Genomic DNA, 26576 nt, shown 5'->3' with positions numbered 1-26576 from the left:
TTTTTGCTGGTTTTTCGAACATTTCCGAACTGGTCATTGCTCCGTAAGTGGATAATATAGGCGGGCAATTCCACTGGTTGTGTAAAAAGGAGTACAGCCTGGCTATGGTTTCAACATCTTCTTCTCCCCCGCGCAGCGGCGTCTGGTATTTTTCTCAGGGCTGGAAACTGGTCTCCCTGCCGGGGATTCGACGCTTCGTGATTCTGCCGCTGTTGATCAACATTATTCTGATGGGCGGCGCGTTCTGGTGGCTGTTCACAAAGCTGGAGAGCTGGATCCCGTCGCTGATGAGTTACGTTCCGGACTGGCTGCAGTGGCTTAACTACCTGCTCTGGCCGGTGGCGGTAATCTCCGTGCTGCTGGTGTTTGGGTACTTCTTTTCGACGATTGCCAACTGGATAGCCGCACCGTTTAACGGTCTGCTGGCGGAACAGCTTGAAGCGCGGCTTACCGGCGCGACGCCGCCGGACACGGGCGTGCTGGGGATCATGAAAGACCTGCCACGCATCATGAAGCGCGAGTGGCAGAAGTTTGCCTGGTACCTGCCCCGCGCGATTGTGCTGCTTATCCTCTACTTTGTGCCAGGCATTGGCCAGACGGTGGCGCCGGTGCTGTGGTTTCTGTTCAGCGCCTGGATGCTGGCCATCCAGTACTGCGACTATCCGTTCGATAACCATAAGGTGCCGTTTAAAGAGATGCGCACTGCCCTGCGCAGTCAGAAGGTCGCCAATATGCAGTTTGGCGCGCTGACCAGCCTGTTCACCATGATTCCCTTCCTGAATCTGTTCATCATGCCCGTCGCCGTCTGCGGCGCGACGGCGATGTGGGTCGACTGCTACCGTGCTAAGCACGCGTTATGGAAATAATGCAAAAATGTGTAAAGCAGGGGTGGCTTATGCCGCCCCTTATTCCATACTGATCCCCATTATTTCCTTGCAGTATATAGATATGCGAATTCCTTACTTCCCCCTACCTGCTCAACAGGTATGCTGGGTCGGTATCCCAATTTCATACAGTTAAGGACAGGCCATGAGTAAGATTTATGAAGACAACTCGCTGACTATCGGTCATACGCCCCTGGTTCGACTGAACCGTATCGGTAATGGACGCATTCTGGCGAAGGTCGAATCACGTAACCCGAGCTTCAGCGTAAAATGCCGTATCGGTGCAAACATGATTTGGGATGCTGAAAAACGTGGCGTACTGAAGCCTGGCGTTGAGCTGGTGGAACCGACCAGCGGTAACACCGGTATTGCTCTGGCCTATGTTGCTGCCGCACGCGGCTACAAGCTGACGCTGACTATGCCAGAAACCATGAGCATCGAGCGTCGTAAGCTGCTTAAAGCGCTGGGCGCGAACCTGGTGCTGACCGAAGGCGCGAAGGGCATGAAGGGCGCCATTCAGAAAGCTGAAGAGATTGTGGCCAGCGATCCGGCGAAATATCTGCTGCTGCAGCAGTTCAGCAACCCGGCTAACCCGGAAATTCACGAGAAGACCACCGGTCCGGAAATCTGGGAAGATACCGACGGCCAGGTTGACGTATTTATCTCCGGCGTGGGTACCGGCGGTACGCTGACCGGCGTGTCACGCTATATTAAAGGCACAAAGGGTAAAAAAGACCTGATTACCGTTGCCGTTGAGCCAACTGACTCACCGGTTATCACCCAGGCACTGGCGGGTGAAGAGCTTAAACCAGGCCCGCATAAAATTCAGGGTATTGGCGCAGGCTTCATTCCGGGCAACCTGGATCTGAAGCTGATCGATAAAGTGGTGACCATCACTAACGAAGAAGCCATTTCTACCGCGCGTCGCCTGATGGATGAAGAAGGCATTCTGGCGGGTATCTCTTCCGGTGCAGCCGTTGCGGCAGCACTCAAGCTTCAGGAAGATGAAGCCTTTACCAACAAGAATATTGTGGTTATCCTTCCTTCTTCGGGCGAGCGTTACCTGAGCACCGCACTGTTTGCCGATCTGTTTACCGAAAAAGAACTGCAACAGTAGTGCCAGCATGTTAATAACGCGTAAAAAAGCACCTTTTCAGGTGCTTTTTTGTGGCCTGCTTCAAACTTTTGCCCCTCCTGGCATTGCTTCACCCCGTTGGGTCTGGTATTTAAACCAGCAATTATTTTGATGCGTGAAATTAATCGGTGAATGAAATAGCCTTGCTGAATCGATTTTATGATTTGGTTCAAGTCTTGCTTTCGCTGCATAATGTTTAATGACGATCGAAACGTCAGCGCTAACAATACAGGCTAAAGTTCAGTCGCCAGGCTAGACTTTAGTTCCACAACACTAAACCTATAAGTTGGGGAAATACAATGTTCCAGCAAGAAGTTACCATTACCGCTCCGAACGGTCTGCACACCCGCCCTGCTGCTCAGTTTGTTAAAGAAGCAAAAGGCTTCACTTCTGAAATCACTGTGACTTCCAACGGCAAAAGCGCGAGCGCAAAAAGCCTGTTCAAACTGCAGACTCTGGGCCTGACTCAGGGCACCGTTGTCACCATCTCTGCAGAAGGTGAAGACGAGCAGAAAGCAGTTGAGCATCTGGTAAAACTGATGGCTGAGCTCGAGTAAGTTTCCGGGTTCTTTTAAATATCAGTCACAAGTAAGGTAGGGTTATGATTTCAGGCATTTTAGCATCCCCGGGTATCGCTTTCGGCAAAGCACTGCTGCTGAAAGAAGACGAGATCGTCATCGACCGGAAAAAAATTTCTGCCGACAAGGTTGATCAGGAAGTTGAACGTTTTCTGAGCGGTCGTGCCAAGGCATCTGCGCAACTGGAAGCAATCAAAACTAAAGCTGGCGAAACTTTCGGTGAAGAAAAAGAAGCCATCTTCGAAGGGCACATCATGCTGCTCGAAGATGAGGAGCTGGAGCAGGAAATCATAGCCCTGATTAAAGATAAAGGCATGACGGCCGACGCGGCTGCGCATGAAGTTATCGAAGGTCAGGCAACTGCCCTGGAAGAACTGGATGATGAATACCTGAAAGAGCGTGCGGCTGACGTACGTGACATCGGTAAGCGCCTGCTGCGCAACATCCTGGGTCTGGCCATCATCGACCTGAGCGCAATTCAGGATGAAGTCATCCTGGTTGCCGCTGACCTCACTCCGTCTGAAACCGCACAGCTGAACCTGAAAAAGGTCCTCGGTTTCATCACCGACGCGGGTGGCCGTACTTCCCACACCTCTATCATGGCGCGCTCTCTGGAACTGCCTGCCATCGTGGGTACCGGTAGCGTCACCTCTCAGGTGAAAAACGGCGACTATCTGATTCTGGATGCCGTAAACAATCTGGTTTACGTCAACCCAACTAATGAAGAGATCGATAAACTGCGCGCGGTTCAGGAGCAGGTTGCGACTGAAAAAGCGGAACTCGCTAAGCTGAAAGACCTGCCAGCCATCACCCTGGACGGCCATCAGGTAGAAGTGTGCGCAAACATCGGTACCGTCCGCGACGTTGATGGCGCTGAGCGCAACGGTGCGGAAGGCGTCGGTCTCTATCGTACAGAATTCCTGTTCATGGACCGCGACGCGCTGCCAACGGAAGAAGAGCAGTTTGCTGCTTATAAAGCCGTGGCTGAAGCCTGCGGCTCTCAGGCGGTTATCGTCCGTACCATGGACATCGGTGGCGACAAAGAGCTGCCGTACATGAACTTCCCGAAAGAAGAGAACCCGTTCCTGGGCTGGCGTGCAATCCGTATCGCGATGGATCGTAAAGAGATCCTGCGTGACCAGGTTCGCGCGATCCTGCGAGCCTCTGCTTTCGGTAAACTGCGCATCATGTTCCCGATGATCATCTCTGTTGAAGAAGTGCGTGCACTGAAGAAAGAGATCGAAATCTACAAACAGGAACTGCGCGAAGAAGGTAAAGCGTTTGACGAGTCAATCGAGATCGGCGTGATGGTGGAAACACCTGCGGCGGCGACCATTGCGCGTCATTTAGCCAAAGAAGTTGATTTCTTTAGTATCGGCACCAATGATTTAACGCAGTACACCCTGGCAGTTGACCGTGGTAATGATATGATTTCACATCTCTACCAGCCAATGTCACCGTCCGTACTGAACTTGATCAAGCAAGTTATTGATGCTTCTCATGCAGAAGGTAAATGGACTGGCATGTGTGGTGAGCTTGCAGGCGACGAACGTGCTACACTTCTGTTGCTGGGTATGGGTCTGGACGAATTCTCTATGAGCGCCATTTCCATCCCGCGCATTAAGAAGATTATCCGTAACACGAACTTCGAAGATGCGAAGGTGTTAGCAGAGCAGGCTCTTGCTCAACCGACAACGGACGAGTTAATGACGCTGGTTAACAAGTTCATTGAAGAAAAAACAATCTGCTAATCCACGAGATGCGGCCCAAATTACTGCTTAGGAGAAGATCATGGGTTTGTTCGATAAACTGAAATCTCTGGTTTCTGATGATAAGAAAGACTCCGGAACTATTGAGATTGTTGCTCCGCTCTCCGGCGAGATCGTCAACATCGAAGACGTGCCGGATGTAGTGTTTGCTGAGAAAATCGTTGGTGATGGCATTGCTATCAAACCAACTGGCAACAAAATGGTTGCTCCAGTTGACGGCACCATCGGTAAAATTTTTGAAACCAACCATGCGTTCTCTATCGAATCTGATAGCGGTATCGAACTGTTCGTTCACTTCGGTATCGACACCGTTGAACTGAAAGGCGAAGGCTTCAAACGTATCGCGGAAGAAGGCCAGCGTGTTAAAGTTGGCGACCCGGTAATTGAATTCGATCTGCCACTGCTGGAAGAAAAAGCCAAGTCTACCCTGACTCCGGTTGTTATCTCCAACATGGACGAAATCAAAGAACTGATCAAACTGTCTGGCAGCGTCACCGTGGGTGAAACCCCGGTTATCCGCATCAAGAAGTAATTCTTGCCGCACAGTAAAATGGCGCCTTCGGGCGCCATTTTTGTTTATGCCGGCAGGATAAGCTCGTCGTAGCCTTTCGACTGGGTATAGAGCATCACGTCCGTCACCCGATCGCCAGCCATGCGAATGGCATCGGCAACGGTTTTCCCCTCAACAATGCCGCTCACCAGCTCTGAACAGAACAGATCGCCCGTCCCTTTCAGATCGGTTTCTACCCGCGGATGCGCGCTAACGGTAACGCCCTCGCGGGTGACCAGCACCACGTGGATGTTTTGCGGGTCGTCAGCGACCGGCGCACTGGTGATCGCCACCCATTTCAGGCTCTCAGAGAGCAGTCCCTGTGCCGCCGCGATGGCGCTTTCCGGCGTACGGCACGGTTTGCCGCTTAGCACTTCCAGCTCATAGACGTTTGGCGTAATCCCCTGCGCCAGCGGCAGCAGGTGCTCCCGATACGCCTCGGGGATCTCGGGCTTCACGTACATCCCGCTGTCGATATCGCCGATAACCGGGTCGACCAGCACCAGCAGGTCAGGATGCTGCGCTTTGACCGCCTTCAGCCACTGCGCCAGCAGGACGATCTGGCTGGCATTTCCCATATAGCCGGTAGTGACCGCCTTAAGCTCGCGCAGGATCTCGCGCTCTTCCAGCGCCTTCAGATAGCCGCTGAACCACTCGTCGGGGATCACGCCGCCGTAGAACGTGTCATAGTGAGGCGTGTTACTGAACAGTACCGTTGGCACGGCGGTGACGTTCAGCCTGTGGGTACGAATATTCGGTACCGCAATGCTGTTCCCCACGCTGCCGTAAACCACCTGCGACTGCACGGCGACAATGTCGGTTTGCTGCGCCCGGGTGTTATCCCGGAATAAAATCATCTCCATGACGCTTAAATCCCCGCCCCCTGCGAATAACTCTCTTCACCAAAGACGCCGGTAGACAGATAGCGATCGCCGCGATCGCAAATAATCGCCACCACTACGGCACCCGGGTTTGCCTGCGCTACCCGAATCGCACCCGCTACCGCGCCGCCCGAGCTGACGCCGCAGAAGATACCTTCGCGCACGGCCAGCTCACGCATGGTATTTTCCGCCTCGCGCTGGTGAAGATCCAGCACCTGATCCACCAGCTGCGCATTAAAGATGCCGGGCATATACTCCGCCGGCCAGCGGCGAATGCCCGGAATGCTGCTCCCCTCTTCCGGCTGGAGGCCAACGATGGTGACGGCTTTTACCTGCTCGCGCAGAAAACGCGATACCCCGGTAATGGTGCCGGTGGTGCCCATGCTGGAGACAAAATGGGTGATACGCCCGTCGGTTTGCTGCCAGATTTCCGGGCCGGTGGTGGTGTAGTGCGCGTACGGGTTGTCCGGATTGTTGAACTGATCCAGCAACTTACCTTCACCGCGTTCAGCCATCTCCAGCGCTAAGTCACGCGCCCCTTCCATCCCCTGCTCTTTGGTCACCAGAATCAGCTCGGCCCCGTAGGCACGCATCGCGGCGCGGCGCTCCTGGCTCATATTGTCCGGCATCAGCAGCTTCATGCGGTAGCCTTTCAGCGCCGCAATCATCGCCAGGGCGATACCGGTGTTGCCGCTGGTGGCCTCTATGAGCACGTCGCCTGGCTTAATTTCTCCGCGTTTTTCGGCCTGGACAATCATCGACAGCGCCGCTCGGTCTTTCACCGACCCCGCCGGGTTATTGCCTTCGAGTTTGACCCAGATTTCGCTGCCGTTGTCCGGCCCCATGCGCTGAAGCTTGACCAGAGGAGTGTTGCCGATGGTATTTTCTAATGTATTCATGATCGCCGTCCAATAAAAAGCCCGGTGGCGCTTCGCTTACCGGGCCTACAGACGTCATATTGTAGGCCGGGTAAGCGCAGCGCCACCCGGCAAAACTACGTAATCCTAACCTATCAGGCTGACTCCGCCAGAGCAATATCCTCGCGCGTCTCGATGCGCTCCTTCCCGTGATAAATCCGGGCATGCTGCAGCCCGACAAACAGGCGCTCACCCCGGTGCGGCGGCACGTCGTCGCGCATGACCACGGTCAGCGGCTCGGTATACCAGCCCAGCGGCTGTACCACCAGTTGGGTGTAGTGCCCTTTAGGGCTAGCTTCCAGCACCTGCACCGGCAGCGGTGAATCCAGGCTGGTTCGGCGGCTCACGTCCACTTCCCACGGACGCAGGAACAGATCGACCGGCCCCTGATGCGCGGAGGTATAGCCCAGCGGCCAGCGGTGCGCGCCCACGTGGAACTGTCCACCGCGAATAGTACCCTGAAGACGGTTTACCTCGCCCATAAACTCCAGCACGAAGCGGGTCGCCGGTTCACGCCAGAGCTGCTCCGGCTCGTCAACCTGCTCAATGTTGCCCTGGCTCATGACCACCACGCGATCCGCGACTTCCATCGCCTCTTCCTGGTCGTGGGTCACGAAGACGCTGGTAAATTTCAGCTCTTCATGGAGCTGACGCAGCCAGCGGCGCAGCTCTTTACGCACCTGCGCATCCAGCGCGCCGAAGGGTTCATCCAGCAGCAGAATTTGCGGCTCAACGGCCAGCGCGCGCGCCAGCGCCACGCGCTGTTTCTGCCCGCCGGACAGCTGGGCCGGGAAACGGTCCGCCAGATGAGCCAGCTGCACCATCTCCAGCAGTTTGGTCACTTTAGCCTTAATGGTTGCCGTATCCGGACGTTCGCGACGCGGCAGCACGGTCAGGCCAAACGCGATGTTGTCGAACACGGTCATGTGGCGGAACAGCGCGTAATGCTGGAATACAAATCCTACTTTACGATCGCGGGCGTGCAGGCGGCTCACGTCGGTGCCGTGAAAGCGGATGTGCCCGCTGGTCTGATGCTCAAGCCCGGCGATAATACGCAGCAGCGTGGTTTTGCCCGAGCCGGACGGCCCCAGCAGCGCCACCATTTGTCCGGAAGGGATATCCAGCGAGATATCATTCAGCACCTGGGTGCGACCAAAAGACTTCTTAATATTGGCAATCTCAATGCTCATGATTTCCCTCCTGATGCTGACGTTTTTCCTGATTTTCTAAACGCCACTGCACCACACTCTTCAAAAACAGGGTCAAAATGGCCATCAGCGTCAGTAACGCTGCGGCAGTAAACGAGCCGATGGTATTGTAGTCCTGCTGCAGCAGTTCAATCTGGAGCGGCAGCGACAGAGTTTCACCCCGGATGGAGCCGGAGACGACGGACACGGCACCAAACTCACCGATCGCACGGGCGTTGGTCAGCACCACGCCGTAAAGCAGCGCCCAGCGAATGTTCGGCAGCGTCACGCGGCGGAACATTTGCCAGCCCGAAGCCCCCAGCAGCACCGCCGCTTCGTCTTCGTTGCTCCCCTGGCTTAACATCACCGGCACCAGCTCACGCACCACAAACGGACAGGTCACGAAGATGGTGACCAGCACCATGCCCGGCCAGGCGAACATGATCTGCAGGTTATGCTCGTCCAGCCAGCCGCCCAACGGACCGTTGGAGCCGTAAAAGAGCAGGTACACCAGACCCGCCACCACCGGCGATACGGCGAAAGGAATGTCCAGCAGGGTCAGCAGCAGCTGACGTCCCGGGAAGTTAAAGCGGGTTACCAGCCAGGCCAGCAGGGTCCCGAACACGAGGTTCACCGGCACGGTGATCAGCGCAATCAGCACCGTCAGCCAGATGGCATGCAGCATATCCGGGTTCGCCAGATTTTCCAGCGCGGGCATCAGCCCTTTGCTGAACGCCTGGACGAAGATATAAACCGTCGGCACGACGAGAATGAGGGCGGAAACCAGCACGCCCGCCCCAATCAGAAACCATTTACCCCAGTTGATGCGGGGTGCATCGTATCGCTTCAATTGCGTAACTTCCGCCATCAGTGACCTACCACACGTCGACCAAAGCGACTTTGCAGAGTGTTAATCGAGTACAGCAGCAGCAGCGAGGCCGCCAGGATCACCGAGGCAATCGCGCTCGCTGCCGGATAATCAAACTCCTGCAAACGGATGAAAATCATCAGCGAGGTGACTTCAGTTTTCCAGGCGATGTTCCCGGCGATAAAAATCACCGCGCCGAACTCACCGAGGCTGCGGGTAAACGACAGCGCAACGCCCGCCATCAGCGCCGGAGAGAGTTCCGGCAGAACCACCTTGCGGAAGCTCTGCCAGCGCGTGGCACCCAGCGTTTCCGCCGCTTCTTCGTATTCCGGACCCAACTCTTCCAGCACCGGCTGCACGGTACGAACCACAAACGGGATGCTGGTAAAGGCCATCGCCACCGCGATACCGAGCCAGGTGTAGGTCACTTTGATATCAAATTTCGCCAGCCACTCGCCGTACAGCCCGTTCACCGAGAAGAGCGACGCGAGGGTTAAGCCCGCCACCGCCGTCGGCAGCGCAAACGGCAGATCCATCAGGGCGTCAAGCAGCGTGCGGCCCGGGAAGCGATAGCGGGTTAAGATCCACGCCATCAGCAGGCCAAACACGCCGTTAAAAATGGAGGCAACAAACGCCGAGAGCAGCGTCACCTTGTAGGCCGCCACCACCTGCGGGTTGGTGACCACGTCCCAGTACTGCGCCCAGCTCATCTGAGCAAGCTGCATCACCAGCGCGCTGAGCGGCAACAGCAGGATCAGGCAGACGAACAGCAGGCTTGTCCCGAGGCTCAAGGTAAAGCCCGGCAGCACGCGTTTTGTCGAAACTGCAAACATTACTTATGCCCCGCCGCCAGCAGTTTGTCTAACTCACCGCCGCTGGCAAAATGCGTTTTCATCACATCAGGCCAGGAGCCGAAATGATCTTCCACGCGGAACAAATCGGTCTGCGGGAACTTATCTTTCAGCTTGTTCATTACGTCCGGGTTGTTCACGCGGTAGTAGTAATCGGTAATGATGGTCTGCGCCTGCGGGCTGTACAGGTAGTTGAGATAGGCTTTTGCCGCTTTCTCGGTACCGTTTGCCTGCACGTTTTTATCCACCCACGCCACCGGGAACTCGGCCAGGATGTTGGTTTTCGGGATAACGACCTCGAAGCCCTGCGCTTCGTACTGTTTGCGGATGTTATTCACTTCCGATTCAAAGCTGATCAGCACGTCGCCGAGACCACGCTCCGCGAAGGTCGTGGTCGCCCCGCGGCCGCCGGTATCAAACACTTCGACGTTTTTCAGGAACTGGGTCATGAACTGCTCGGTTTTGGCTTTATCATTACCGTCAGCCTTGTCGGCCGCGCCCCACGCGGCTAAATAGGTGTAGCGAGCGTTACCGGAGGTTTTTGGGTTCGGGAAAATCAGCTTCACGTCGGAACGCACCAGGTCGCTCCAGTCGTGGATATTCTTCGGGTTGCCCTTACGCACCAGGAAGCCCATGGTGGAATAGAACGGGGAGCTGTTGTTCGGCAGACGACTCTGCCAGTCCGCCGGGATGAGCTTGCCTTTGTCATGCAGGATCTGCACGTCAGTCACCTGGTTGTAGGTCACCACATCCGCTTTCAGGCCCTGCAAAATCGCCAGCGCCTGCTTGGACGATCCGGCGTGGGACTGCTTGATGGTCAGCTTGTCGCCGTTATTGTCTTTCGCCCACTGCTGTTCAAACGGGGGATTAAGGGCGGCAAACAGCTCGCGGGAAACGTCATACGAACTGTTTAACAGTTCAGTCGCCTGCGCCTGTGCCACCAGCAGTAAACCTGCCAGCGCCAGAGTTCCTTTTTTCAGTACAGTAACGGCCATTACGCACCCTTATAAATGTGATGACTATCTTATAGTCATAATATTTATAACGGGGATGAAAGGAGTAACGGTTTTATATACCGTTTGGTGATTTAGAAGCAGAAAAGGGAATAAGGGTGAGGCCTGATGCCTTCACCCCAGCCCTCTCCCGCAGGGAGAGGGAGAAAGGACATTACAGCGCCAGCAGACGCTCAACGGACGGCGCAAAATAATAGCCGCCGGTCACCGGTTTGGTGAAGCGCAGCATGGCGTCGCGCTTGCCGTCGGTATCACCGAACATGCTCAGCAGCTGCTGCTCAATGTTATACAGGCGCGCGCAGTACGCGCAGAAGTAGAGGCCGTGCGTGCCGCTTGCCGTGCCGTAAGGCAGGCTCTGGCGAACAATCTTCAGCCCTTTTCCGTCTTCTTTGAGATCAACGCGGGACAGGTGAGAGGTTACTGGACGGTCGTCGCCGTCGATCTCTTCGTTGGCTTCTTTAGTGCGGCCAATCATCATCTCCTGATCGTGCACGCTCATGCGGTTAAGCTGCTTGAGGTTGTGCTCCCAGCGCTGCACGAACACGTAGCTGCCGCCCGCGTCCACGCCGTCTTTGATCACCGCCACGTCGCGACGCGTCTCTTCACCCGCCGGGTTTTCGGTGCCGTCGACGAAGCCGCTCAGATCGCGCTCTTCCACCCAGCGGAAGCCGTGAACCTCTTCCTGCACCTCAATGCTGTCGCCAAAAGCCGCTACTGCCGCCTGGGCAACGGAGAAATTCACGTCGTGACGCAGGGAGAGAATATGGATCAGCACGTCGTACTGAGTTGCCGGAGCCAGACCTTTGCCGTAAGGGATGAAGTCTTTCAGCTCTTCCGCCCCTTCGCCACCGCTCAGCTGACGCCAGACGTTATTGCCAAAGGCAACAACGGCGCCGAGGTGGGCTTCCGGGAATTTGGCCTGGAAGGTTGCCAGCTTATCAACAAACGCTTTACTGGCCGCACGCAGGGCATCCACGTCCCCTTTAACATTGGCTTCAATCCAAATCGCCGCGCGGCAATGTTCTGGCAAAATGCCACTCTGAACCTGAGACATCGCTCCTCCTGAAATAAAGATGCCACGTCAGCGTGGCATTGATGGCGGCTATTATACCCGGATTTCAGCGAGGCGGTTTGTTCAGGCGCAAATTACTGCTTCCAGAGTATTTTGCTCACTTTCCAGCTCTTGAGCGTGTCGTCAGACGGCATCAGTCCTTCCGGACCGCTCCAGGTTCCGGTGAAGACATAGCTGATGTGCTGGCTGCCTTCAGCCTTACATTCCACCGCGACTTTGTCGTCAGACGGCAGGCTGGTGCAGTTGCCAAAAGCCTGCTTATAAAGTTCGCTGAACGGCGTACCCACTTTTACACCGCTCGCCGTCGGAATATCTTCATCCATCACAGCGATACGGTTTACGGTGCCTTTGTCACCGTTGATCACCAGAGCAAGCTTGTCACCCTTCAGCGCTTCGTAATAGCGAACAATATTGCCATTCTCCGTTTTCATGCCGCTGCGCAGGCGGTAATCGCCGCTGAGCGCATCCTGAATAGCGTCCTGATCCAGCGCCGTCGCGGCGGTAATTTTCCCCACGCCCTGCTCGGTCACTTCCGTTGATGAGCCAAACCAGTTCCACGGGTACGCGGCGGACCAGTTAATGGAGGAGAGCGTCGAACAGCCGGTCAACGCCAGCGGGAGAGCGCATAAAAATAAACGCAGCGATTTCATTGAAACGTCCTTTCTTGTTAAATCAACGCTTGTTGGAGTGCGACATCGGCAAAAAGTGCCGGATTAATCATCCTGATGCGCAAAACAGGCGCGAAGACGCGGGTTGGTCAGCAGCCACAGCAGGGCCACAATATCGGCAACCACCAGCGCAACGCCGGTGCCCGTCAGCGGTTCACCGTACCACCAGAGTACCGGCTGCCAGAAGAGCAGCGCAACCTGGGCGAGGACCAGCAGCCAGCGAAGCGCGCCCCAAAAACGGGGGATCGCATGCCGTCGTCCGCTGCATAAAAAAGCGACCACCGCCGGTACGCCCGGCAGCAAGCCGAGCCAGAAGGCGTCATGATCGGGATAAAAGAGATTCAGCAGCGTGTCGCCCTGCCCGCGCGACGCGGCGGCCATCACAAACAGCACCCAGGTCCGGGCCTGGAGCAGCAGAACGCACCAGAATAAAAAGGGCAGCCTGACGCGGCCCTGCGCGTCATAGTCTGCCGGGTGGATCTCAGTACTCTTCATCTTCGATCAGACGCTTTCCTAAACTCAGCACGTCGGAATGCTCGTAGCCCAGGCGCTCATACATGCCCAGCACCACGTCGTTATCTTCCCGCACCATGATCTGGATTTTCGGGCAGCCGCGGGCGATCAGCTTCTTCTCGAGCCGGTTCAGCAGCGCATTGGCAATGCCGCGGCCACGGTATTCGGGGTGGACGCCCAGATAATAGGCCGAGCCGCGGTGGCCGTCATAACCGCCCATGACCGTCCCCACAACCTCGCCGTTGACTTCCGCGACCAAAAACAGACTGACGTCGTGATTCACCTTACGTTCGATATCCATTTCCGGATCGTTCCACGGACGCAGCAGATCGCAGCGCTCCCAAAGGGTGATCACCTCTTCGAAATCTTCCTGGCGAAAAACGCGTATCTCCATGGTATTAACCGCCTTTTCGGGTTTAAAAACAGTGATTATGGCGCGAAGCTCGCCTTTCGCCAATAACCGGGGAAAATCTCGCCAAAATTTGGCATAATGTCACTTTGTCACGTATTGAAATGAAAAGTAAAACAATTATCAATATGGACTGTCGTAACGGGAAACACGATACGATATAACACCAGGACCCCATTTTTTAGTATTCAGGCCGCATGAGCACATTCAAACCATTAAAAGCACTCACATCGCGTCGTCAGGTTCTCAAAGCGGGGCTGGCGGCCTTAACGTTAACGGGCATCGCAAAGCAGGCTCAGGCAAAAGACGAGAGCACGCTCAAAACCAGTAACGGACACAGCAAACCGAAAACCAAAAAGCCGGGCGCGAAGCGCCTGGTGATGCTCGACCCGGGCCACGGCGGTATTGATACCGGTGCTATAGGCAAAAACGGGTCGAAAGAAAAACACGTCGTGCTGGCAATTGCAAAAAACGTGCGCGCAATTTTACGCAGCAACGGCATTGACGCCCGTCTGACGCGCTCTGGCGACACCTTTATTCCGCTGTATGACCGCGTTGAGATCGCCCACCAGCACGGTGCGGATCTGTTTATGTCGATCCACGCCGACGGCTTTACCAACCCTTCCGCGGCCGGCGCCTCGGTGTTTGCGCTTTCCAACCGTGGCGCCAGTAGCGCCATGGCAAAATACCTCTCCGACCGCGAAAACCGCGCGGATGAAGTCGCCGGGAAGAAAGCCACTGACAAAGACCACCTGCTACAGCAGGTGCTGTTCGACCTCGTGCAGACGGATACGATCAAAAACAGCCTGACGCTCGGCTCGCATATTCTGAAGAAGATTAAGCCGGTGCATCGTCTGCACAGCAAAGGCACCGAGCAGGCGGCGTTCGTGGTCCTGAAATCGCCGTCCATCCCGTCCGTGCTGGTGGAAACGTCCTTTATTACCAACCCGGAAGAAGAGCGGCTCCTCGGCACCACGGCGTTTCGTCAGAAGATCGCCAACGCCATCGCCTCCGGCATTATCAGTTACTTCAACTGGTTCGATAACCAAAAAGCGCACTCCAGGAAACGTTGATGAAACCCGATGCTCAACTGGTCAAAACCTTCCTGCTGCAGCTGCAGGATGAAATCTGCCAGAAACTCGCCGCCGCAGACGGCGGTGAATTTCAGGAAGATACCTGGCAGCGCGAGGCCGGTGGCGGCGGGCGCAGCCGGGTGCTGCGTAACGGCGGCATCTTCGAACAGGCGGGCGTGAATTTTTCCCACGTTCACGGCGACGCCATGCCCGCGTCTGCGACGGCGCATCGTCCTGAACTCGCGGGCCGCAGCTTCGAGGCGATGGGCGTCTCGCTCGTAGTGCACCCGCACAACCCGTTCGTGCCCACCAGCCATGCCAACGTGCGCTTTTTCATTGCGGAAAAACCGGGCGCCGACCCGGTCTGGTGGTTCGGCGGCGGTTTCGATTTAACGCCCTACTACGGCTTCGAAGAGGATGCCGTGCACTGGCACACCACCGCGCGGGACCTTTGCCTGCCGTTTGGCGAAGACGTCTACCCGAAATTCAAAAAGTGGTGCGATGACTACTTTTACCTGAAGCACCGCGACGAGCAGCGCGGCATCGGCGGGCTGTTCTTTGACGATCTCAACGCGCCTGATTTTGATACCGCGTTCAGCTTTATGCGCGCGGTAGGCGAAGGCTACACCGACGCCTATCTGCCGATTGTCGAGCGTCGTAAAAATACCGATTACGGCGTGCGCGAGCGCGAGTTCCAGCTTTACCGCCGCGGGCGCTACGTGGAGTTCAACCTGGTATGGGATCGCGGGACGCTGTTCGGCCTGCAGACCGGCGGGCGCACGGAGTCGATTCTGATGTCGATGCCGCCGCTGGTGCGCTGGGAGTACTGCTACGAACCAAAAGAAGGCAGCCCGGAGGCTGCCTTGCGTGAGTTTATTCAGGTTCGGGACTGGGTGTAACCCTCCCTTCACCCCGGCCCTCTCCCTTTGGGAGAGGGTTAGGGTGAGGGTAAAAATTACAGCGGCTGCGTCTGCGCCTCAACCACCGCCAGCGCCACCATATTCACGATACGGCGCACGGAGGCAATCGGCGTTAACACATGCACCGGTTTCGCTACGCCCATCAGTACCGGTCCTACGGTCACCCCTTCAGAGCTGGAGACGCGTAGCAGGTTATAGCTGATACGCGCCGCTTCCACGTTCGGCATAATCAGTATGTTGGCCGATCCCTTCAGCGGGCTGTCCGGCATACGTTCGTTACGGATGCTTTCCACCAGCGCGGCATCGCCGTGCATTTCCCCGTCAATCATCAGCTCCGGCGCACGCTCGCGCACCAGCTCCAGCGTCTGACGCATTTTGCAGGCCGCCGCGGATTTAGACGAACCAAAGTTAGAGTGCGACAGCAGCGCCACCTTCGGCTCGATACCAAAGCGACGCACGGTCTCGGCGGCCATCACCGTGATTTCCGCCAGCTCGTCCGGGGTCGGATCGTCGTTAACGTAGGTGTCCGCAATAAAGGTGTTGCCGCTCGGCAGCAGCAGCGCGTTCATCGCCCCGGCGGTATGGACGCCGTCGCGATAGCCGAAGATCTCCTGCACCACGCTAAAGTGCTCGTGGTAATCGCCGATTGTGCCGCAGATCAGCGCGTCCGCCTCGCCGCGATGCACCATGATCGCGCCGATCACCGTCGTGTTGCTGATCACCGCTTTCTGCGCCTGCTCCTGGGTGATCCCCCGGCGCTTCATGATCGCGTAGTATTCGCTCCAGTACTCTTTGAAGCGCGGATCGGATTCGTTGTTCACGATCTCGAAGTCGACGCCCGGCTTAATCTGCAGGCCCAGCTTCTGGATACGCATCTCAATCACGCTCGGACGACCAATCAGGATCGGCTTCGCCAGGCCTAAGGTGATCAGCTCCTGGGTGGCGTGCAGCACGCGCGCCTCTTCCCCTTCCGCCAGCACCACGCGCTTCGCGTCGGCGCGCGCCTGGGAGAAGATCGGCTTCATGAACAGGTTCGTTTTATAGACGAACTCGGTGAGCTTATCGACGTACGCGTCGAAATCGTGAATCGGACGCGTCGCCACGCCGGAGTCCATCGCCGCTTTGGCAACGGCTGGCGCAATTTTAACAATCAGACGCGGGTCGAACGGTTTTGGAATGATGTAGTCCGGGCCGAAGCTCAGATCCTGATCGCCGTAGGCAGAGGCAACCACTTCGCTCTGCTCGGCGTGCGCCAGCTCCGCGATGGCGTGAACGGCGGCGAGCTTCATCTCTTCGTTGATCGCCGTTGCGCCGACGTCCAGCGCGCCGCGGAAGATGAACGGGAAGCAGAGCACGTTGTTGACCTGGTTCGGGTAGTCCGAACGGCCGGTACAAATGATGGCGTCTTCACGCACCGCTTTCGCCAGCGGCGGCAGGATTTCCGGTTCCGGGTTCGCCAGGGCCAGGATCATTGGCGCACGCGCCATCTTCTTCACCATCTCCTGGGTCAGTACTTTCGGACCGGAGCAGCCGAGGAAGATATCCGCGCCGTCAATCACGTCGTCCAGGGTGCGTTTACCGTCGTCGTCGACCGCGTACGCCGCTTTGGTTTCCGCCATGTTCGGCTCGCGGTCTTTATAGATAACGCCTTTGGAGTCGCAGACCACAATGTTGTGTTTCTGCATACCCAGCGCCACCAGCAGGTTCATACAGGCGATGGCCGCGGCGCCTGCGCCAGAGACCACCATGCGCACGTCGGAGAGATTTTTCTCGACCACGCGCAGGCCATTCAGAATCGCGGCGGTGCTGATAATCGCGGTTCCGTGCTGGTCATCATGGAACACGGGAATGTTCATACGCTCGCGCAGCTTCTGCTCGATATAGAAACATTCCGGCGCTTTGATGTCTTCCAGGTTGATCCCGCCGAAGGTCGGCTCCAGCGCGGCCACCACGTTGATGAATTTGTCAGGATCGAGTTCGTCCACCTCGATATCGAACACGTCGATACCGGCGAATTTCTTGAACAGTACCCCCTTCCCTTCCATCACCGGCTTACCAGCCAGCGCGCCGATGTTGCCCAGACCCAGCACCGCCGTGCCGTTAGAGATCACGGCGACAAGGTTGCCACGCGCGGTGTATTTGTAGGCCGCCAGCGGGTCTTTTTCGATTTCCAGACACGGTGCAGCCACGCCCGGCGAATAGGCCAGCGCCAGATCGCGCTGGGTTGCCAGCGGCTTGGTTGGGGAGACCTGGATTTTCCCCGGGACAGGAAACTCGTGAAAATCGAGGGCACTCTGTTTCAACTGCTCATCCATCTTATTTTTCCTTTCACGTATCGGTCAAAAGGGTGACGTAAGCGATCCTGATGCACACCCTGGTGTGCCGCCTAGTATCGCCTCAGGCCGCCTCCTAAACTTTGAAGGCAGCCAAACTCTCACCATCACACATTAAAAATTGTTATCAATTTATAACAGCCATGTTACCCGTCTCAAAAGCAATGCCTCCCCCGTCTGCTATGCTTTTTTGTTAAGTCCATCATGATTTTTTCAGAAGTGTGAACTAACGCACTCATCTAACTCTTTTATTTCCAAGGAGTAATCATTTATGAACCAGCTAGACGGCATCAAAAAATTCACCACCGTGGTTGCAGACAGCGGCGATATCGAGTCGATTCGCCACTATCAGCCGGAGGACGCGACCACCAACCCTTCGCTACTGCTCAAAGCGGCAGGGCTTGCCCATTTTAGCCATCTGATTGATGACGCCATTGCCTACGGTAAACAGCGCGGGAAAACGCAGGAGCAGCAGGTCGCCGAAGCCAGCGATAAGCTGGCGGTTAATTTTGGTGCGGAAATTCTTAAAAGCATCCCGGGCCGCGTCTCGACCGAAGTCGACGCCCGCCTCTCGTTCGATAAAGAAAAGAGCATTAATAAGGCGCGTCGCCTGGTGGAACTGTACGAGGAGCAGGGGATCGATAAATCACGCATTCTGATCAAGCTGGCCTCCACCTGGGAAGGCATCCGCGCGGCAGAGGTGCTGGAGAAAGAAGGCATCCACTGCAACCTGACGCTGCTGTTTTCGTTTGCCCAGGCGCGCGCCTGCGCTGAGGCGGGTGTGTTCCTCGTCTCGCCGTTTGTCGGGCGCATCTACGACTGGTATCAGGCGAAACAGCCGATGGATCCATACGTGGTGGATGAGGATCCGGGCGTGAAATCGGTCCGTAATATCTACGACTACTACAAACAGCACCGCTACGAAACCATCGTGATGGGGGCCAGCTTCCGCCGTACCGAGCAGATCCTCGCCCTGGCAGGCTGCGACCGTCTGACCATCTCCCCTAACCTGCTTCAGGAGCTACAGGACAAAGAAGAAACGGTGATCCGCAAGCTGGTGCCGACCTCCACCGTTCTGCCAAAACCGAAACCCATGACCGAAGCGGAGTTCCGCTGGGAGCACAATCAGGACGCCATGGCCGTGGAAAAACTGGCGGACGGCATCCGCCAGTTCGCCGTCGACCAGCGCAAACTTGAAGATCTTCTCGCCGCCAAACTTTAACCTTGCCACGGAGTGAACTATGTCCCGTAAAGAGCTAGCCAATGCCATTCGCGCCCTCAGCATGGATGCCGTGCAAAAAGCCAATTCCGGCCACCCCGGCGCGCCGATGGGCATGGCTGATATTGCCGAAGTGCTGTGGAACGACTTTCTGAAGCACAACCCCAATGACCCAACCTGGTACGATCGCGACCGCTTTATTCTCTCCAACGGTCACGCCTCAATGCTTCTTTACAGCCTGCTGCACCTTTCCGGCTACGATCTGCCGCTTGAGGAGCTGAAAAACTTCCGCCAGCTGCACTCCAAAACGCCGGGGCACCCTGAGATTGGCTATACGCCAGGGGTGGAGACCACCACCGGGCCGCTCGGTCAGGGGCTGGCCAATGCGGTTGGGCTGGCAATTGCCGAACGCACGCTGGCGGCGCAGTTTAACCAGCCGGACCACGAAATTGTCGACCACTATACCTACGTGTTTATGGGTGACGGCTGCCTGATGGAGGGGATTTCCCATGAGGTCTGCTCCCTGGCGGGCACGCTGGGGCTCGGCAAGCTGATTGGCTTCTACGATCACAACGGCATCTCCATCGACGGGGAGACCGAAGGCTGGTTTACCGACGACACGGCAAAACGCTTTGAAGCCTATCACTGGCACGTGGTGCACGAGATCGATGGCCACGACCCTGAGGCGGTGAAAAAAGCGATTCAGGAAGCGCAGAGCGTGAAGGATAAACCGTCCCTGATTATCTGCCGCACGGTCATCGGCTTCGGCTCGCCGAACAAGGCGGGCAAAGAGGAGGCGCACGGCGCGGCGCTGGGCGAGGAGGAAGTCGCGCTGACCCGGCAAAAGCTGGGGTGGAAATATCCGCCGTTTGAGATCCCGAAAGAGATCTACAGAGCCTGGGATGCCCGTGAGGCGGGTGAAAAGGCCCAGCAGGCCTGGAACGAGAAGTTTACCGCCTACAAAAAAGCGCACCCGGATCTCGCCGCCGAGTTCTCCCGCCGCATGAGCGGCGGCCTGCCGGAGGACTGGGACGATAAAACCCAGGCGCTGATTGAAAACCTGCAGTCCAACCCGGCGAAAATCGCCACCCGCAAGGCGTCGCAAAATACCCTCAACGCAATCGGCCCTCTTCTGCCCGAACTGCTCGGCGGCTCGGCGGACCTGGCACCGAGTAACCTGACCATCTGGTCGGGCTCAAAATCGCTTAAAGAGGACATTGCCGGGAACTACATCCACTACGGCGTGCGCGAGTTCGGGATGACCGCCATTGCCAACGGCATCGCCCATCACGGCGGGTTTGTGCCGTATACCGCCACCTTCCTGATGTTCGTCGAGTACGCCCGCAACGCGGCGCGCATGGCGGCACTGATGAAGGCGCGGCAGATTATGGTCTACACCCATGACTCCATCGGGCTGGGGGAAGACGGGCCTACGCACCAGGCGGTTGAACAGCTGGCAAGCCTGCGTCTGACGCCGAACTTCAGCACCTGGCGTCCGTGCGATCAGGTCGAAGCGGCGGTGGGCTGGAAGCTGGCGGTAGAACGCCACAATGGCCCAACGGCACTGATTCTGTCACGCCAGAACCTGGCGCAGATTGAGCGAACTCCGGAGCAGGTGAAGAACATCGCCCGCGGCGGCTACATCCTGAAGGACAGCGGCGGCAAGCCGGACGTGATCCTGATTGCGACCGGCTCCGAGGTGGAAATTACGGTGAAAGCGGCGGAGAAACTGACTGCCGAAGGACACGCGGTGCGCGTGGTGTCCCTGCCCTCAACGGATATTTTTGATGCCCAGGACGAGGCATACCGTGAATCGGTCCTGCCGTCCAGCGTCGCGGCTCGCGTAGCGGTGGAAGCCGGTATTGCCGACTACTGGTACAAGTATGTCGGGCTCAAAGGGGCGATTGTCGGCATGCGGGGTTACGGTGAATCCGCCCCTGCCGATAAGCTGTTCCCGTACTTCGGCTTTACCGTTGAGAACGTGGTGGAGAAGGCGCTGAGCGTGATCTAGTGCGGTCTGCGTTGCCGGGTGGCGGCTACGCCTTACCCGGCCTACAAAACCGCCAAACCGTAGGCCGGGTAAGCAACAGCGCCACCCGGCATAAAACTAGCGCGTGATCCATAGCGTGGGCCAGGCATCTGGCCCGTTCCAGTTGTCGCAGCTGGGCTCCTCGGCGTAGCGCACCAGGCGGAAACGCTGGCCGTCAAAACGCCAGCGCGTCTGGATCCCGCAATCGCCCAAACCGCGCCCCAGCGCGAGCGTTGTCAGCTCGCGCGTCTTTTCATCGAAGCTGGCGTTCATCAACTCCATTTCGCTCCCGTCGCCTGACGGCGTAAACGGCAGACGCAGCCTGACGCTGCGTGCGGTGAACGGTTTTTTACGCGATACCAGCCACGCCAGATCGACCGTGTTATAGGCCCCCGCCTCGCAGCTAACGATCAGTAGCGCTTTGTCATCGGTTAACGCGGTGACGCGTACTTCCCGACGGTTAGGATCCAGCGAGCACTGGCTGGCGTTCATCCGCCCGGTGCCATAGTCCAGCAGGTCGTTCAGTTCGGCGTGGGAGAGCGGCGTCGGGGTCGGGTTGACGACCGCCACCTTTTTAAGGGCAGGAGCAGGCGGAACGCTTAACGGCGGATCGTCACCTTTCTTGATCCACGCGGTTTCGCTGCCGACGCGCTTTTGCTGCGCATCAATGAACAGCAGCGCGGCTTTCAGACCGCTCAGTGAAATAACCTGCTTACCGTCGCGCAGGGTCAGGGCCTTCCCTTCCTGGATGTTTTTCAGAAAGGCGGTGATGGTGGCCGCATCGTCCGTTTTCAGATGCCAGGGCGTGAGCTGCCAGCGCTGTTTGTCCAGCTTCAGGGGAACGTTATCCAGCAGCAGCCGGGGGGCAATCTCTGGCTCTTTGACCGAGGGCGCATCAAGACCGCCGAGATCGATACGCAGCGTGGCGTCCGTTTTCGCCCCGGCGCTACGGGTGAGCGTCATTACCAGACCACGGTGTTCACCGGTATTGCGTGCGAGGCAAAAATTCTGGTTATTGCAGGTTACCTGCCAGTCGGAGAAGGCTTGCTGGGCAGGTGCAGCCCGCACCTGCGGCGCGAGGAGCACACAAAACAGGTAAAACAAAAAGACGCTGTAGCGCATGAATGACACAATCCCGGAACGAAAACGCTTAACTGGGCAGTATCTTCGTGTTCCCGACGGGGCTGCTCAATCGGATTTATCAGATATACCCGAAAAACAGGCTATATCCGTTCGAAAGTGGTGTTCATCAGCCCGGTTGTCTGTAAATACTGCAGTAATATCACCGCTTTACCATCCCTGATTTCGCCTGAACGCATCATCTCCAGCGCCCGGGCAAAAGGAAGCTCCAGCACTTCGATATCTTCATCCTCCACGCCACCGCCGCGGTGAGTGCGCTGCGCGTCGCTGTATTCCGCGATGAAGAAATGCACAATTTCCGTTACGCCGCCCGGCGACATAAACAACTCGAAGACCTTTTTGACCTCGCCCACTTCGAAGCCGGTTTCTTCCACGGCCTCTTTGCGGATACAAACTTCCGGCTCATCATCATCGAGCAGGCCCGCGCAGGTTTCAATCAGACGTCCGTCAGGGTTGCCATTAACCCATGTCGCCACCCTGAACTGACGGATCAGCACCACGCTCTGCTTTTCACGGTTATAGAGCAGAATGGTTGCCCCGTTGCCGCGGTCGTAGACCTCGCGTTTGTGGCGGATCACCTCACCGTTGTTACGCGTAAGGTCATAGGTGATGTTACGCAGGACAAAGTAGTTTTCAGAGAGAATTTTGTCTTTGATAACGTCAATTTTCAGGGTCATACGGGCTCCACAACACAATGAGTCGTCCTATACTACGCCGTGAATCCCGCTTTGTCGCCCGCCGGTTTAATGATGTTTTGGCGCGTTAACCCCAAGCCAGTCGAGTATCCCCTGCGCCGCATGACGCCCTTCCGCCATTGCGGTCACCACCAGATCCGCACCGCGTACCGCATCGCCCCCGGCGAAGATCTGTGGGTTAGTCGTCTGATAACGGTAGCGGCTCTCGACCGAAGCAACGATCCGCCCCCGGTCATCCGTTTCGACACCCTGCGCCTGCAGCCACGGCATCGCGTGCGGGTTAAAACCAAACGCCATGATGACCGCATCTGCCGCCATCACGAACTCGCTGCCCGCTACCGGAACGGGCCGACGCCGTCCCTGCGCGTCCGGTTCACCGAGCTCGGTACGCAGCATCCGGATACCGTTGACCTTACCGTTCGGATCCAGCGTCAGCTCAACCGGCTGAACGTTAAATTCAAACGCCGCGCCCTCTTCTCGGGCGTTCTTCACCTCTTTCTTCGAGCCCGGCATGTTGGCCTCATCCCGACGATAGGCGCAGGTTACCTTCGCCGCGCCGTGGCGTAACGCGGTGCGGACGCAGTCCATCGCGGTATCGCCGCCGCCAAGCACCACCACGTTTAAGCCATGGGTGTCGATGAACGGTTCGCTGGCCGTCGCCTCCAGCCCCATAACGTGTCGCGTGTTGCCCACCAGGAAAGGCAGCGCGTCATAGACCCCAGGCGCGTCCTCGTGCGGGATACCCGCCTTCATCGAGCGGTAGGTTCCCACGCCAATAAACAGGGCGTCGTAATCCTGCTTTAACTGAGACATCGACACGTCCTGACCCACCTCGCAGTTCAGCTCGAAGCGGATCCCCATCGCGGTAAATATCTCTCTGCGCCGCGCGAGCAGCGATTTGTCCAGCTTAAATGCCGGGATGCCAAAGGTCAGCAATCCGCCAATTTCCGGATGCCGGTCATAGACCGTCACACTCGCTCCGCGGCGCGCCAGCACGTCGGCGCACGCCAGCCCGGCGGGCCCGGCGCCGACGATCGCGACTCGTTTACCTGACGGCGTGACGGCGGAAATATCCGGCCGCCAGCCCATCGCCAGCGCCCGATCGGAGATATAGCGCTCGATGTTACCGATGGTCACGGATCCCGCCTCTTCACGTATTGTGCAGGCACCCTCGCATAATCGGTCCTGCGGACAGACGCGGCCGGTAATTTCAGGTAAACAGTTGGTCTGATGAGAAAGCTCGACCGCGCCGGCGATATCCCCCGCGTTGAGGCGCTCGATCCACTGCGGGATGTGGTTATGCAGCGGGCAGGTCCATTCGCAAATGCTGTGCTCGCCGCATTTCAGGCAGCGCGACGCCTCGCGGGCGGCCTGTTCGGCCCGAAACGGCAGGTAAATTTCGTTAAAATGGCCCACGCGCTCTGCGGCAGAGAGTTTATCGGGCTCGCCGCGTGGCGGGGTTGTTTGCATCTGCTGCAGTTTGGTGCGCGAAGCGTCTTCTCTGACGGCCTCCGCATGCCAGGGCTGCGCTTCCAGGCAGGCCGTGCGCTGGCGGCGCGATTTCGCCAGATTATCAAGGACAGCAGGCGTCGCGAGGGAGAGAACGTCTGCCGGGCAATTTTCGATACAGGCCGGGCCGCGTGGCCGCGTCAGACAGAGATCGCATTTATTCGCCAAAGCCTTCACGCTGCCGCTGTCGAGCGGGGTGACGATAATCTCCATCGTGCCAAACGGGCAGGCCACCGCGCAGGCCTTACAGCCGATGCATTTTTGTTGATTCACCTGTACGCTGTCATCGCATTTGCTGATGGCGCCGTTTGGACAGCTTTGCGCGCAGGGCGCATTTTCACAGTGATGGCAGGTGACGGGGCTACTCTTCTCGCCGGACCTCAGGACCGTAATGCGGGGGTGAAAATGGCGCTCGCTCAGGACGTGCTGCTCATCGTTGTGCGCCATCACGCAGGCCACTTCGCAGGCGCGACACCCGATGCACTGCTGGCTGTTAGCCATAATAAAACGATTCATAACCACACCTGTTTTTGGTTCAATAACCTTATTCTTTATATGAATATGGTATTTACGCATCACGGCGCGATCGGGCAATGTTCAAATGCCCGGAATGCCGAATTATTTACAGTGAACCTGTAGCAGATCAATTTTATTCAGAGAGCCGTTCTGTGACCGTCAAACGACCCGTTTCCGGAAGCCTTGCCTGGGCTTTCTTTTCGATAATTGCCTTATCCGTGCTGACCAGCACCGTCGCGCTGCTGACGCTTGCCAGCAGCCAGCGTGACGCCGAAGCCATTAATATCGCGGGTTCGCTGCGCATGCAGAGCTATCGTCTGGGCTACGAGATGCAGCGCAACAGCCCTTCCCTTGCCGCGCATCGCGACAGCTGGCAACGGACGCTGAGCGCGCCTGCCCTGCAGAAGCTGAACCGCTGGTACGTCCCGGACGATGTAAAAGCGCGCTACCAGCAGCTGCACGTGGCGTGGCTGGAAATGGATGCGCGCATCGCCCGCGGCGACAGCGCGTGGTATCAAACCCACATTGAGGATTTTGTTGGCCGCATTGATGCCTTTGTGCTCGCTCTTCAGCACTACACCGAACATAAAATTCAGACGGTGACCCTGCTCTCGCTGGCGGGCGCTCTCGGGATCCTGCTGCTGACGCTGTTTACCCTGCGACGCATCCGTCGCCAGGTGGTATTGCCGCTTAACAATCTGGTGGCGGCCAGCGAACGGGTTGAGCGTGGCGAATTTACAACCCCGGCACCGGATACCGCCCTGCCGAACGAGCTGGGCCAACTCTCCCGCGCCTTCAACCACATGTCCGCCGAGCTGGCTACGCTCTACCGTTCGCTCGAAGCCTCGGTCGCGGAAAAGACGCGGCATTTGCATGAAGCCCACCAGCAGCTCGACATGCTGTTCAAATGCTCTCAGGCGCTGAATACCGGCCAGATAGACAGCCACTGCTTCCGGCATATCCTGCAGATTGTCCATGACTATACGCAGATGAATTATCTCGAACTGCGCACCAGCGACGACTGGCGGCTGTCTGAAGGGACGGAGTCACATGGCATTCCTCTGCAGCACCTGCCGGTACTGATGCAGGACACCCTTTATGGCGAGCTGCGCTGGCAAAGCGAGACGGACAGCGTTCCCCTTCCGCTGATGAGAAGCGTGGCGACCATGCTCGGGCGCGGGCTGTACTTTAACCAGGCGCAAAAACATTACCAGCAGCTGCTGCTGATGGAAGAGCGCGCCACCATTGCCCGCGAGCTGCACGATTCGCTGGCGCAGGTCCTGTCGTATCTGCGCATTCAGCTTGCGCTGCTCAAACGCGCAGTGCCCGAGGAAAATATCCCGGCGCAGACCATCATCACCGACTTCTCCCGCGAGCTGAACAATGCCTGGCAGCAGCTGCGCGAGCTGCTCACCACCTTCCGCCTGACGCTGAACCACGCGAACTTACCCGCGGCGCTGCAGGAGTCTCTCGACGTCCTTCAGAGCCAGACGCAGGCGAAGCTGCATCTCGACTGCCGTCTCTCCTCGCTGGCGCTGGACGCGCAAAAGCAGGTGCATTTGCTGCAGATCGTGCGTGAGGCCGTGCTGAACGCCATTAAGCACGCGCAGGCCAGCGAGATCACCGTCAGCTGCGTGACCGCCATGGACGGTACGCACAGCGTCAGCATTCGTGACAACGGCATCGGGATTGGCGAAGCCAGCGAGCCGCCGGGACACTACGGCCTGAACATTATGCGCGAACGCGCGCAGCGGCTCGGCGGGATGCTGCACTTCTCGCAGCCGCAAAACGGCGGCACGCTGGTCAGCGTGACGTTCCCGGCGCCCACGCCGTTAACGGGTAAATAA

At 57.5% G+C, this 26576-nt stretch carries 24 protein-coding genes; 10 read left to right on the top strand and 14 right to left on the bottom strand.

The window, feature by feature from the left end:
* Positions 1 to 104: 104 nt before the first annotated feature.
* From cysZ to crr, 5 genes are all read left to right on the top strand, one after another.
* Positions 105 to 866, top strand: a complete 762-nt coding sequence (cysZ, locus tag ADJ24_RS20800; RefSeq protein ID WP_023308728.1) for a sulfate transporter CysZ — start codon at positions 105 to 107, stop codon at positions 864 to 866.
* 163 nt (positions 867 to 1029) lie between these two features.
* Positions 1030 to 2001, top strand: coding sequence for a cysteine synthase A (cysK, locus tag ADJ24_RS20795; protein ID WP_014884739.1), 972 nt, complete (start codon positions 1030 to 1032; stop codon positions 1999 to 2001).
* 317 nt (positions 2002 to 2318) lie between these two features.
* Complete coding sequence (ptsH, locus tag ADJ24_RS20790) at positions 2319 to 2576, top strand: phosphocarrier protein Hpr (protein ID WP_000487600.1); 258 nt, start codon at positions 2319 to 2321, stop codon at positions 2574 to 2576.
* A gap of 44 nt (positions 2577 to 2620) precedes the next feature.
* Positions 2621 to 4348: a phosphoenolpyruvate-protein phosphotransferase PtsI gene (gene ptsI, locus ADJ24_RS20785; protein ID WP_023308729.1), complete on the top strand. Its 1728-nt coding sequence runs from the start codon at positions 2621 to 2623 to the stop codon at positions 4346 to 4348.
* Positions 4349 to 4388: 40 nt separating this feature from the next.
* A complete protein-coding gene (gene crr / locus ADJ24_RS20780; protein ID WP_003861316.1) occupies positions 4389 to 4898 on the top strand; it encodes a PTS glucose transporter subunit IIA in 510 nt (169 codons plus the stop codon).
* A 44-nt stretch (positions 4899 to 4942) separates the two neighbouring features.
* Here crr and pdxK read toward each other — a convergent pair whose 3' ends face one another.
* The 10 genes from pdxK to ADJ24_RS20730 all read right to left on the bottom strand — a co-directional run bounded on the left by pdxK (position 4943) and on the right by ADJ24_RS20730 (position 13280).
* On the bottom strand, positions 4943 to 5779 hold the full coding sequence (gene pdxK, locus ADJ24_RS20775; protein WP_023308730.1) for a pyridoxine/pyridoxal/pyridoxamine kinase: 837 nt from the start codon (positions 5777 to 5779) through the stop codon (positions 4943 to 4945).
* A 5-nt stretch (positions 5780 to 5784) separates the two neighbouring features.
* Positions 5785 to 6696, bottom strand: coding sequence for a cysteine synthase CysM (cysM, locus tag ADJ24_RS20770; protein ID WP_023308731.1), 912 nt, complete (start codon positions 6694 to 6696; stop codon positions 5785 to 5787).
* A 113-nt stretch (positions 6697 to 6809) separates the two neighbouring features.
* On the bottom strand, positions 6810 to 7904 hold the full coding sequence (cysA, locus tag ADJ24_RS20765; RefSeq protein WP_023308732.1) for a sulfate/thiosulfate ABC transporter ATP-binding protein CysA: 1095 nt from the start codon (positions 7902 to 7904) through the stop codon (positions 6810 to 6812).
* A complete protein-coding gene (gene cysW, locus ADJ24_RS20760; RefSeq protein ID WP_023308733.1) occupies positions 7894 to 8769 on the bottom strand; it encodes a sulfate/thiosulfate ABC transporter permease CysW in 876 nt (291 codons plus the stop codon). The genes cysA and cysW overlap by 11 nt, the downstream gene beginning before the upstream one ends.
* A complete protein-coding gene (gene cysT / locus ADJ24_RS20755; protein WP_004123378.1) occupies positions 8769 to 9602 on the bottom strand; it encodes a sulfate/thiosulfate ABC transporter permease CysT in 834 nt (277 codons plus the stop codon). Before cysT ends, cysW begins: the two co-directional genes overlap by 1 nt.
* Positions 9602 to 10615: a sulfate ABC transporter substrate-binding protein gene (locus ADJ24_RS20750; protein WP_023308734.1), complete on the bottom strand. Its 1014-nt coding sequence runs from the start codon at positions 10613 to 10615 to the stop codon at positions 9602 to 9604. The genes cysT and ADJ24_RS20750 overlap by 1 nt, the downstream gene beginning before the upstream one ends.
* Positions 10616 to 10787: 172 nt before the next feature.
* Positions 10788 to 11687 (bottom strand): Dyp-type peroxidase, encoded by a 900-nt coding sequence (locus ADJ24_RS20745; RefSeq protein WP_023308735.1) that lies wholly within the window; start codon positions 11685 to 11687, stop codon positions 10788 to 10790.
* Positions 11688 to 11779: 92 nt separating this feature from the next.
* Positions 11780 to 12355, bottom strand: coding sequence for an RpoE-regulated lipoprotein (locus ADJ24_RS20740; protein WP_023308736.1), 576 nt, complete (start codon positions 12353 to 12355; stop codon positions 11780 to 11782).
* A gap of 63 nt (positions 12356 to 12418) precedes the next feature.
* Positions 12419 to 12868 (bottom strand): DUF2919 domain-containing protein, encoded by a 450-nt coding sequence (locus ADJ24_RS20735; protein ID WP_023308737.1) that lies wholly within the window; start codon positions 12866 to 12868, stop codon positions 12419 to 12421.
* Positions 12855 to 13280: a GNAT family acetyltransferase gene (locus ADJ24_RS20730; protein ID WP_023308738.1), complete on the bottom strand. Its 426-nt coding sequence runs from the start codon at positions 13278 to 13280 to the stop codon at positions 12855 to 12857. The genes ADJ24_RS20735 and ADJ24_RS20730 overlap by 14 nt, the downstream gene beginning before the upstream one ends.
* Positions 13281 to 13492: 212 nt before the next feature.
* Here ADJ24_RS20730 and amiA point away from each other — a divergent pair, with 212 nt between their 5' ends.
* Both amiA and hemF read left to right on the top strand, forming a co-directional pair.
* Positions 13493 to 14368: an N-acetylmuramoyl-L-alanine amidase AmiA gene (gene amiA / locus ADJ24_RS20725; RefSeq protein WP_023308739.1), complete on the top strand. Its 876-nt coding sequence runs from the start codon at positions 13493 to 13495 to the stop codon at positions 14366 to 14368.
* Positions 14368 to 15267, top strand: a complete 900-nt coding sequence (gene hemF, locus ADJ24_RS20720; protein WP_023308740.1) for an oxygen-dependent coproporphyrinogen oxidase — start codon at positions 14368 to 14370, stop codon at positions 15265 to 15267. Before amiA ends, hemF begins: the two co-directional genes overlap by 1 nt.
* A 56-nt stretch (positions 15268 to 15323) precedes the next feature.
* On the opposite strand, the gene maeB is transcribed toward hemF, so the two are convergent.
* A complete protein-coding gene (gene maeB, locus ADJ24_RS20715) occupies positions 15324 to 17603 on the bottom strand; it encodes an NADP-dependent oxaloacetate-decarboxylating malate dehydrogenase (RefSeq protein ID WP_023308741.1) in 2280 nt (759 codons plus the stop codon).
* A gap of 289 nt (positions 17604 to 17892) precedes the next feature.
* On the opposite strand from maeB, the gene tal reads away from it, so the two are divergent.
* On the top strand, positions 17893 to 18843 hold the full coding sequence (tal, locus tag ADJ24_RS20710) for a transaldolase (protein WP_023308742.1): 951 nt from the start codon (positions 17893 to 17895) through the stop codon (positions 18841 to 18843).
* 19 nt (positions 18844 to 18862) lie between these two features.
* Positions 18863 to 20851: a transketolase gene (gene tkt / locus ADJ24_RS20705; RefSeq protein ID WP_023308743.1), complete on the top strand. Its 1989-nt coding sequence runs from the start codon at positions 18863 to 18865 to the stop codon at positions 20849 to 20851.
* Positions 20852 to 20947: 96 nt separating this feature from the next.
* Here tkt and ADJ24_RS20700 read toward each other — a convergent pair whose 3' ends face one another.
* The 3 genes from ADJ24_RS20700 to aegA all read right to left on the bottom strand — a co-directional run bounded on the left by ADJ24_RS20700 (position 20948) and on the right by aegA (position 24729).
* Positions 20948 to 21991, bottom strand: coding sequence for a DUF1176 domain-containing protein (locus tag ADJ24_RS20700; RefSeq protein WP_023308744.1), 1044 nt, complete (start codon positions 21989 to 21991; stop codon positions 20948 to 20950).
* Positions 21992 to 22092: 101 nt separating this feature from the next.
* Positions 22093 to 22686, bottom strand: coding sequence for a GDP-mannose pyrophosphatase NudK (gene nudK, locus ADJ24_RS20695; protein ID WP_023308745.1), 594 nt, complete (start codon positions 22684 to 22686; stop codon positions 22093 to 22095).
* A gap of 66 nt (positions 22687 to 22752) precedes the next feature.
* Entirely contained in the window at positions 22753 to 24729 is a 1977-nt protein-coding gene (gene aegA, locus ADJ24_RS20690) for a formate-dependent uric acid utilization protein AegA (RefSeq protein WP_023308746.1), read from the bottom strand.
* Between the two features lie 152 nt (positions 24730 to 24881).
* Between aegA and narQ the strand changes: the two genes are divergently transcribed.
* Positions 24882 to 26576, top strand: a complete 1695-nt coding sequence (narQ, locus tag ADJ24_RS20685) for a nitrate/nitrite two-component system sensor histidine kinase NarQ (protein ID WP_023308747.1) — start codon at positions 24882 to 24884, stop codon at positions 26574 to 26576.

The organism is Enterobacter sp. 940_PEND (assembly GCF_001059415.1).
In the GTDB taxonomy this organism is placed as follows: Bacteria; Pseudomonadota; Gammaproteobacteria; order Enterobacterales; family Enterobacteriaceae; genus Enterobacter; species Enterobacter cloacae_M.
Note: the sequence above shows the minus strand (reverse complement) of the source record. Positions and strands in the feature narration are given on the sequence as shown.

What these genes read in the sequence shown, in the direction of transcription:
- cysZ (WP_023308728.1), top strand. Translation starts at nt 105, where the DNA reads ATGGTTTCAACATCTTCTTCTCCCCCGCGCAGCGGCGTCTGGTATTTT.
- cysK (WP_014884739.1), top strand. Translation starts at nt 1,030, where the DNA reads ATGAGTAAGATTTATGAAGACAACTCGCTGACTATCGGTCATACGCCC.
- ptsH (WP_000487600.1), top strand. Translation starts at nt 2,319, where the DNA reads ATGTTCCAGCAAGAAGTTACCATTACCGCTCCGAACGGTCTGCACACC.
- ptsI (WP_023308729.1), top strand. Translation starts at nt 2,621, where the DNA reads ATGATTTCAGGCATTTTAGCATCCCCGGGTATCGCTTTCGGCAAAGCA.
- crr (WP_003861316.1), top strand. Translation starts at nt 4,389, where the DNA reads ATGGGTTTGTTCGATAAACTGAAATCTCTGGTTTCTGATGATAAGAAA.
- pdxK (WP_023308730.1), bottom strand. Translation starts at nt 5,779, where the DNA reads ATGGAGATGATTTTATTCCGGGATAACACCCGGGCGCAGCAAACCGAC.
- cysM (WP_023308731.1), bottom strand. Translation starts at nt 6,696, where the DNA reads ATGAATACATTAGAAAATACCATCGGCAACACTCCTCTGGTCAAGCTT.
- cysA (WP_023308732.1), bottom strand. Translation starts at nt 7,904, where the DNA reads ATGAGCATTGAGATTGCCAATATTAAGAAGTCTTTTGGTCGCACCCAG.
- cysW (WP_023308733.1), bottom strand. Translation starts at nt 8,769, where the DNA reads ATGGCGGAAGTTACGCAATTGAAGCGATACGATGCACCCCGCATCAAC.
- cysT (WP_004123378.1), bottom strand. Translation starts at nt 9,602, where the DNA reads ATGTTTGCAGTTTCGACAAAACGCGTGCTGCCGGGCTTTACCTTGAGC.
- ADJ24_RS20750 (WP_023308734.1), bottom strand. Translation starts at nt 10,615, where the DNA reads ATGGCCGTTACTGTACTGAAAAAAGGAACTCTGGCGCTGGCAGGTTTA.
- ADJ24_RS20745 (WP_023308735.1), bottom strand. Translation starts at nt 11,687, where the DNA reads ATGTCTCAGGTTCAGAGTGGCATTTTGCCAGAACATTGCCGCGCGGCG.
- ADJ24_RS20740 (WP_023308736.1), bottom strand. Translation starts at nt 12,355, where the DNA reads ATGAAATCGCTGCGTTTATTTTTATGCGCTCTCCCGCTGGCGTTGACC.
- ADJ24_RS20735 (WP_023308737.1), bottom strand. Translation starts at nt 12,868, where the DNA reads ATGAAGAGTACTGAGATCCACCCGGCAGACTATGACGCGCAGGGCCGC.
- ADJ24_RS20730 (WP_023308738.1), bottom strand. Translation starts at nt 13,280, where the DNA reads ATGGAGATACGCGTTTTTCGCCAGGAAGATTTCGAAGAGGTGATCACC.
- amiA (WP_023308739.1), top strand. Translation starts at nt 13,493, where the DNA reads ATGAGCACATTCAAACCATTAAAAGCACTCACATCGCGTCGTCAGGTT.
- hemF (WP_023308740.1), top strand. Translation starts at nt 14,368, where the DNA reads ATGAAACCCGATGCTCAACTGGTCAAAACCTTCCTGCTGCAGCTGCAG.
- maeB (WP_023308741.1), bottom strand. Translation starts at nt 17,603, where the DNA reads ATGGATGAGCAGTTGAAACAGAGTGCCCTCGATTTTCACGAGTTTCCT.
- tal (WP_023308742.1), top strand. Translation starts at nt 17,893, where the DNA reads ATGAACCAGCTAGACGGCATCAAAAAATTCACCACCGTGGTTGCAGAC.
- tkt (WP_023308743.1), top strand. Translation starts at nt 18,863, where the DNA reads ATGTCCCGTAAAGAGCTAGCCAATGCCATTCGCGCCCTCAGCATGGAT.
- ADJ24_RS20700 (WP_023308744.1), bottom strand. Translation starts at nt 21,991, where the DNA reads ATGCGCTACAGCGTCTTTTTGTTTTACCTGTTTTGTGTGCTCCTCGCG.
- nudK (WP_023308745.1), bottom strand. Translation starts at nt 22,686, where the DNA reads ATGACCCTGAAAATTGACGTTATCAAAGACAAAATTCTCTCTGAAAAC.
- aegA (WP_023308746.1), bottom strand. Translation starts at nt 24,729, where the DNA reads ATGAATCGTTTTATTATGGCTAACAGCCAGCAGTGCATCGGGTGTCGC.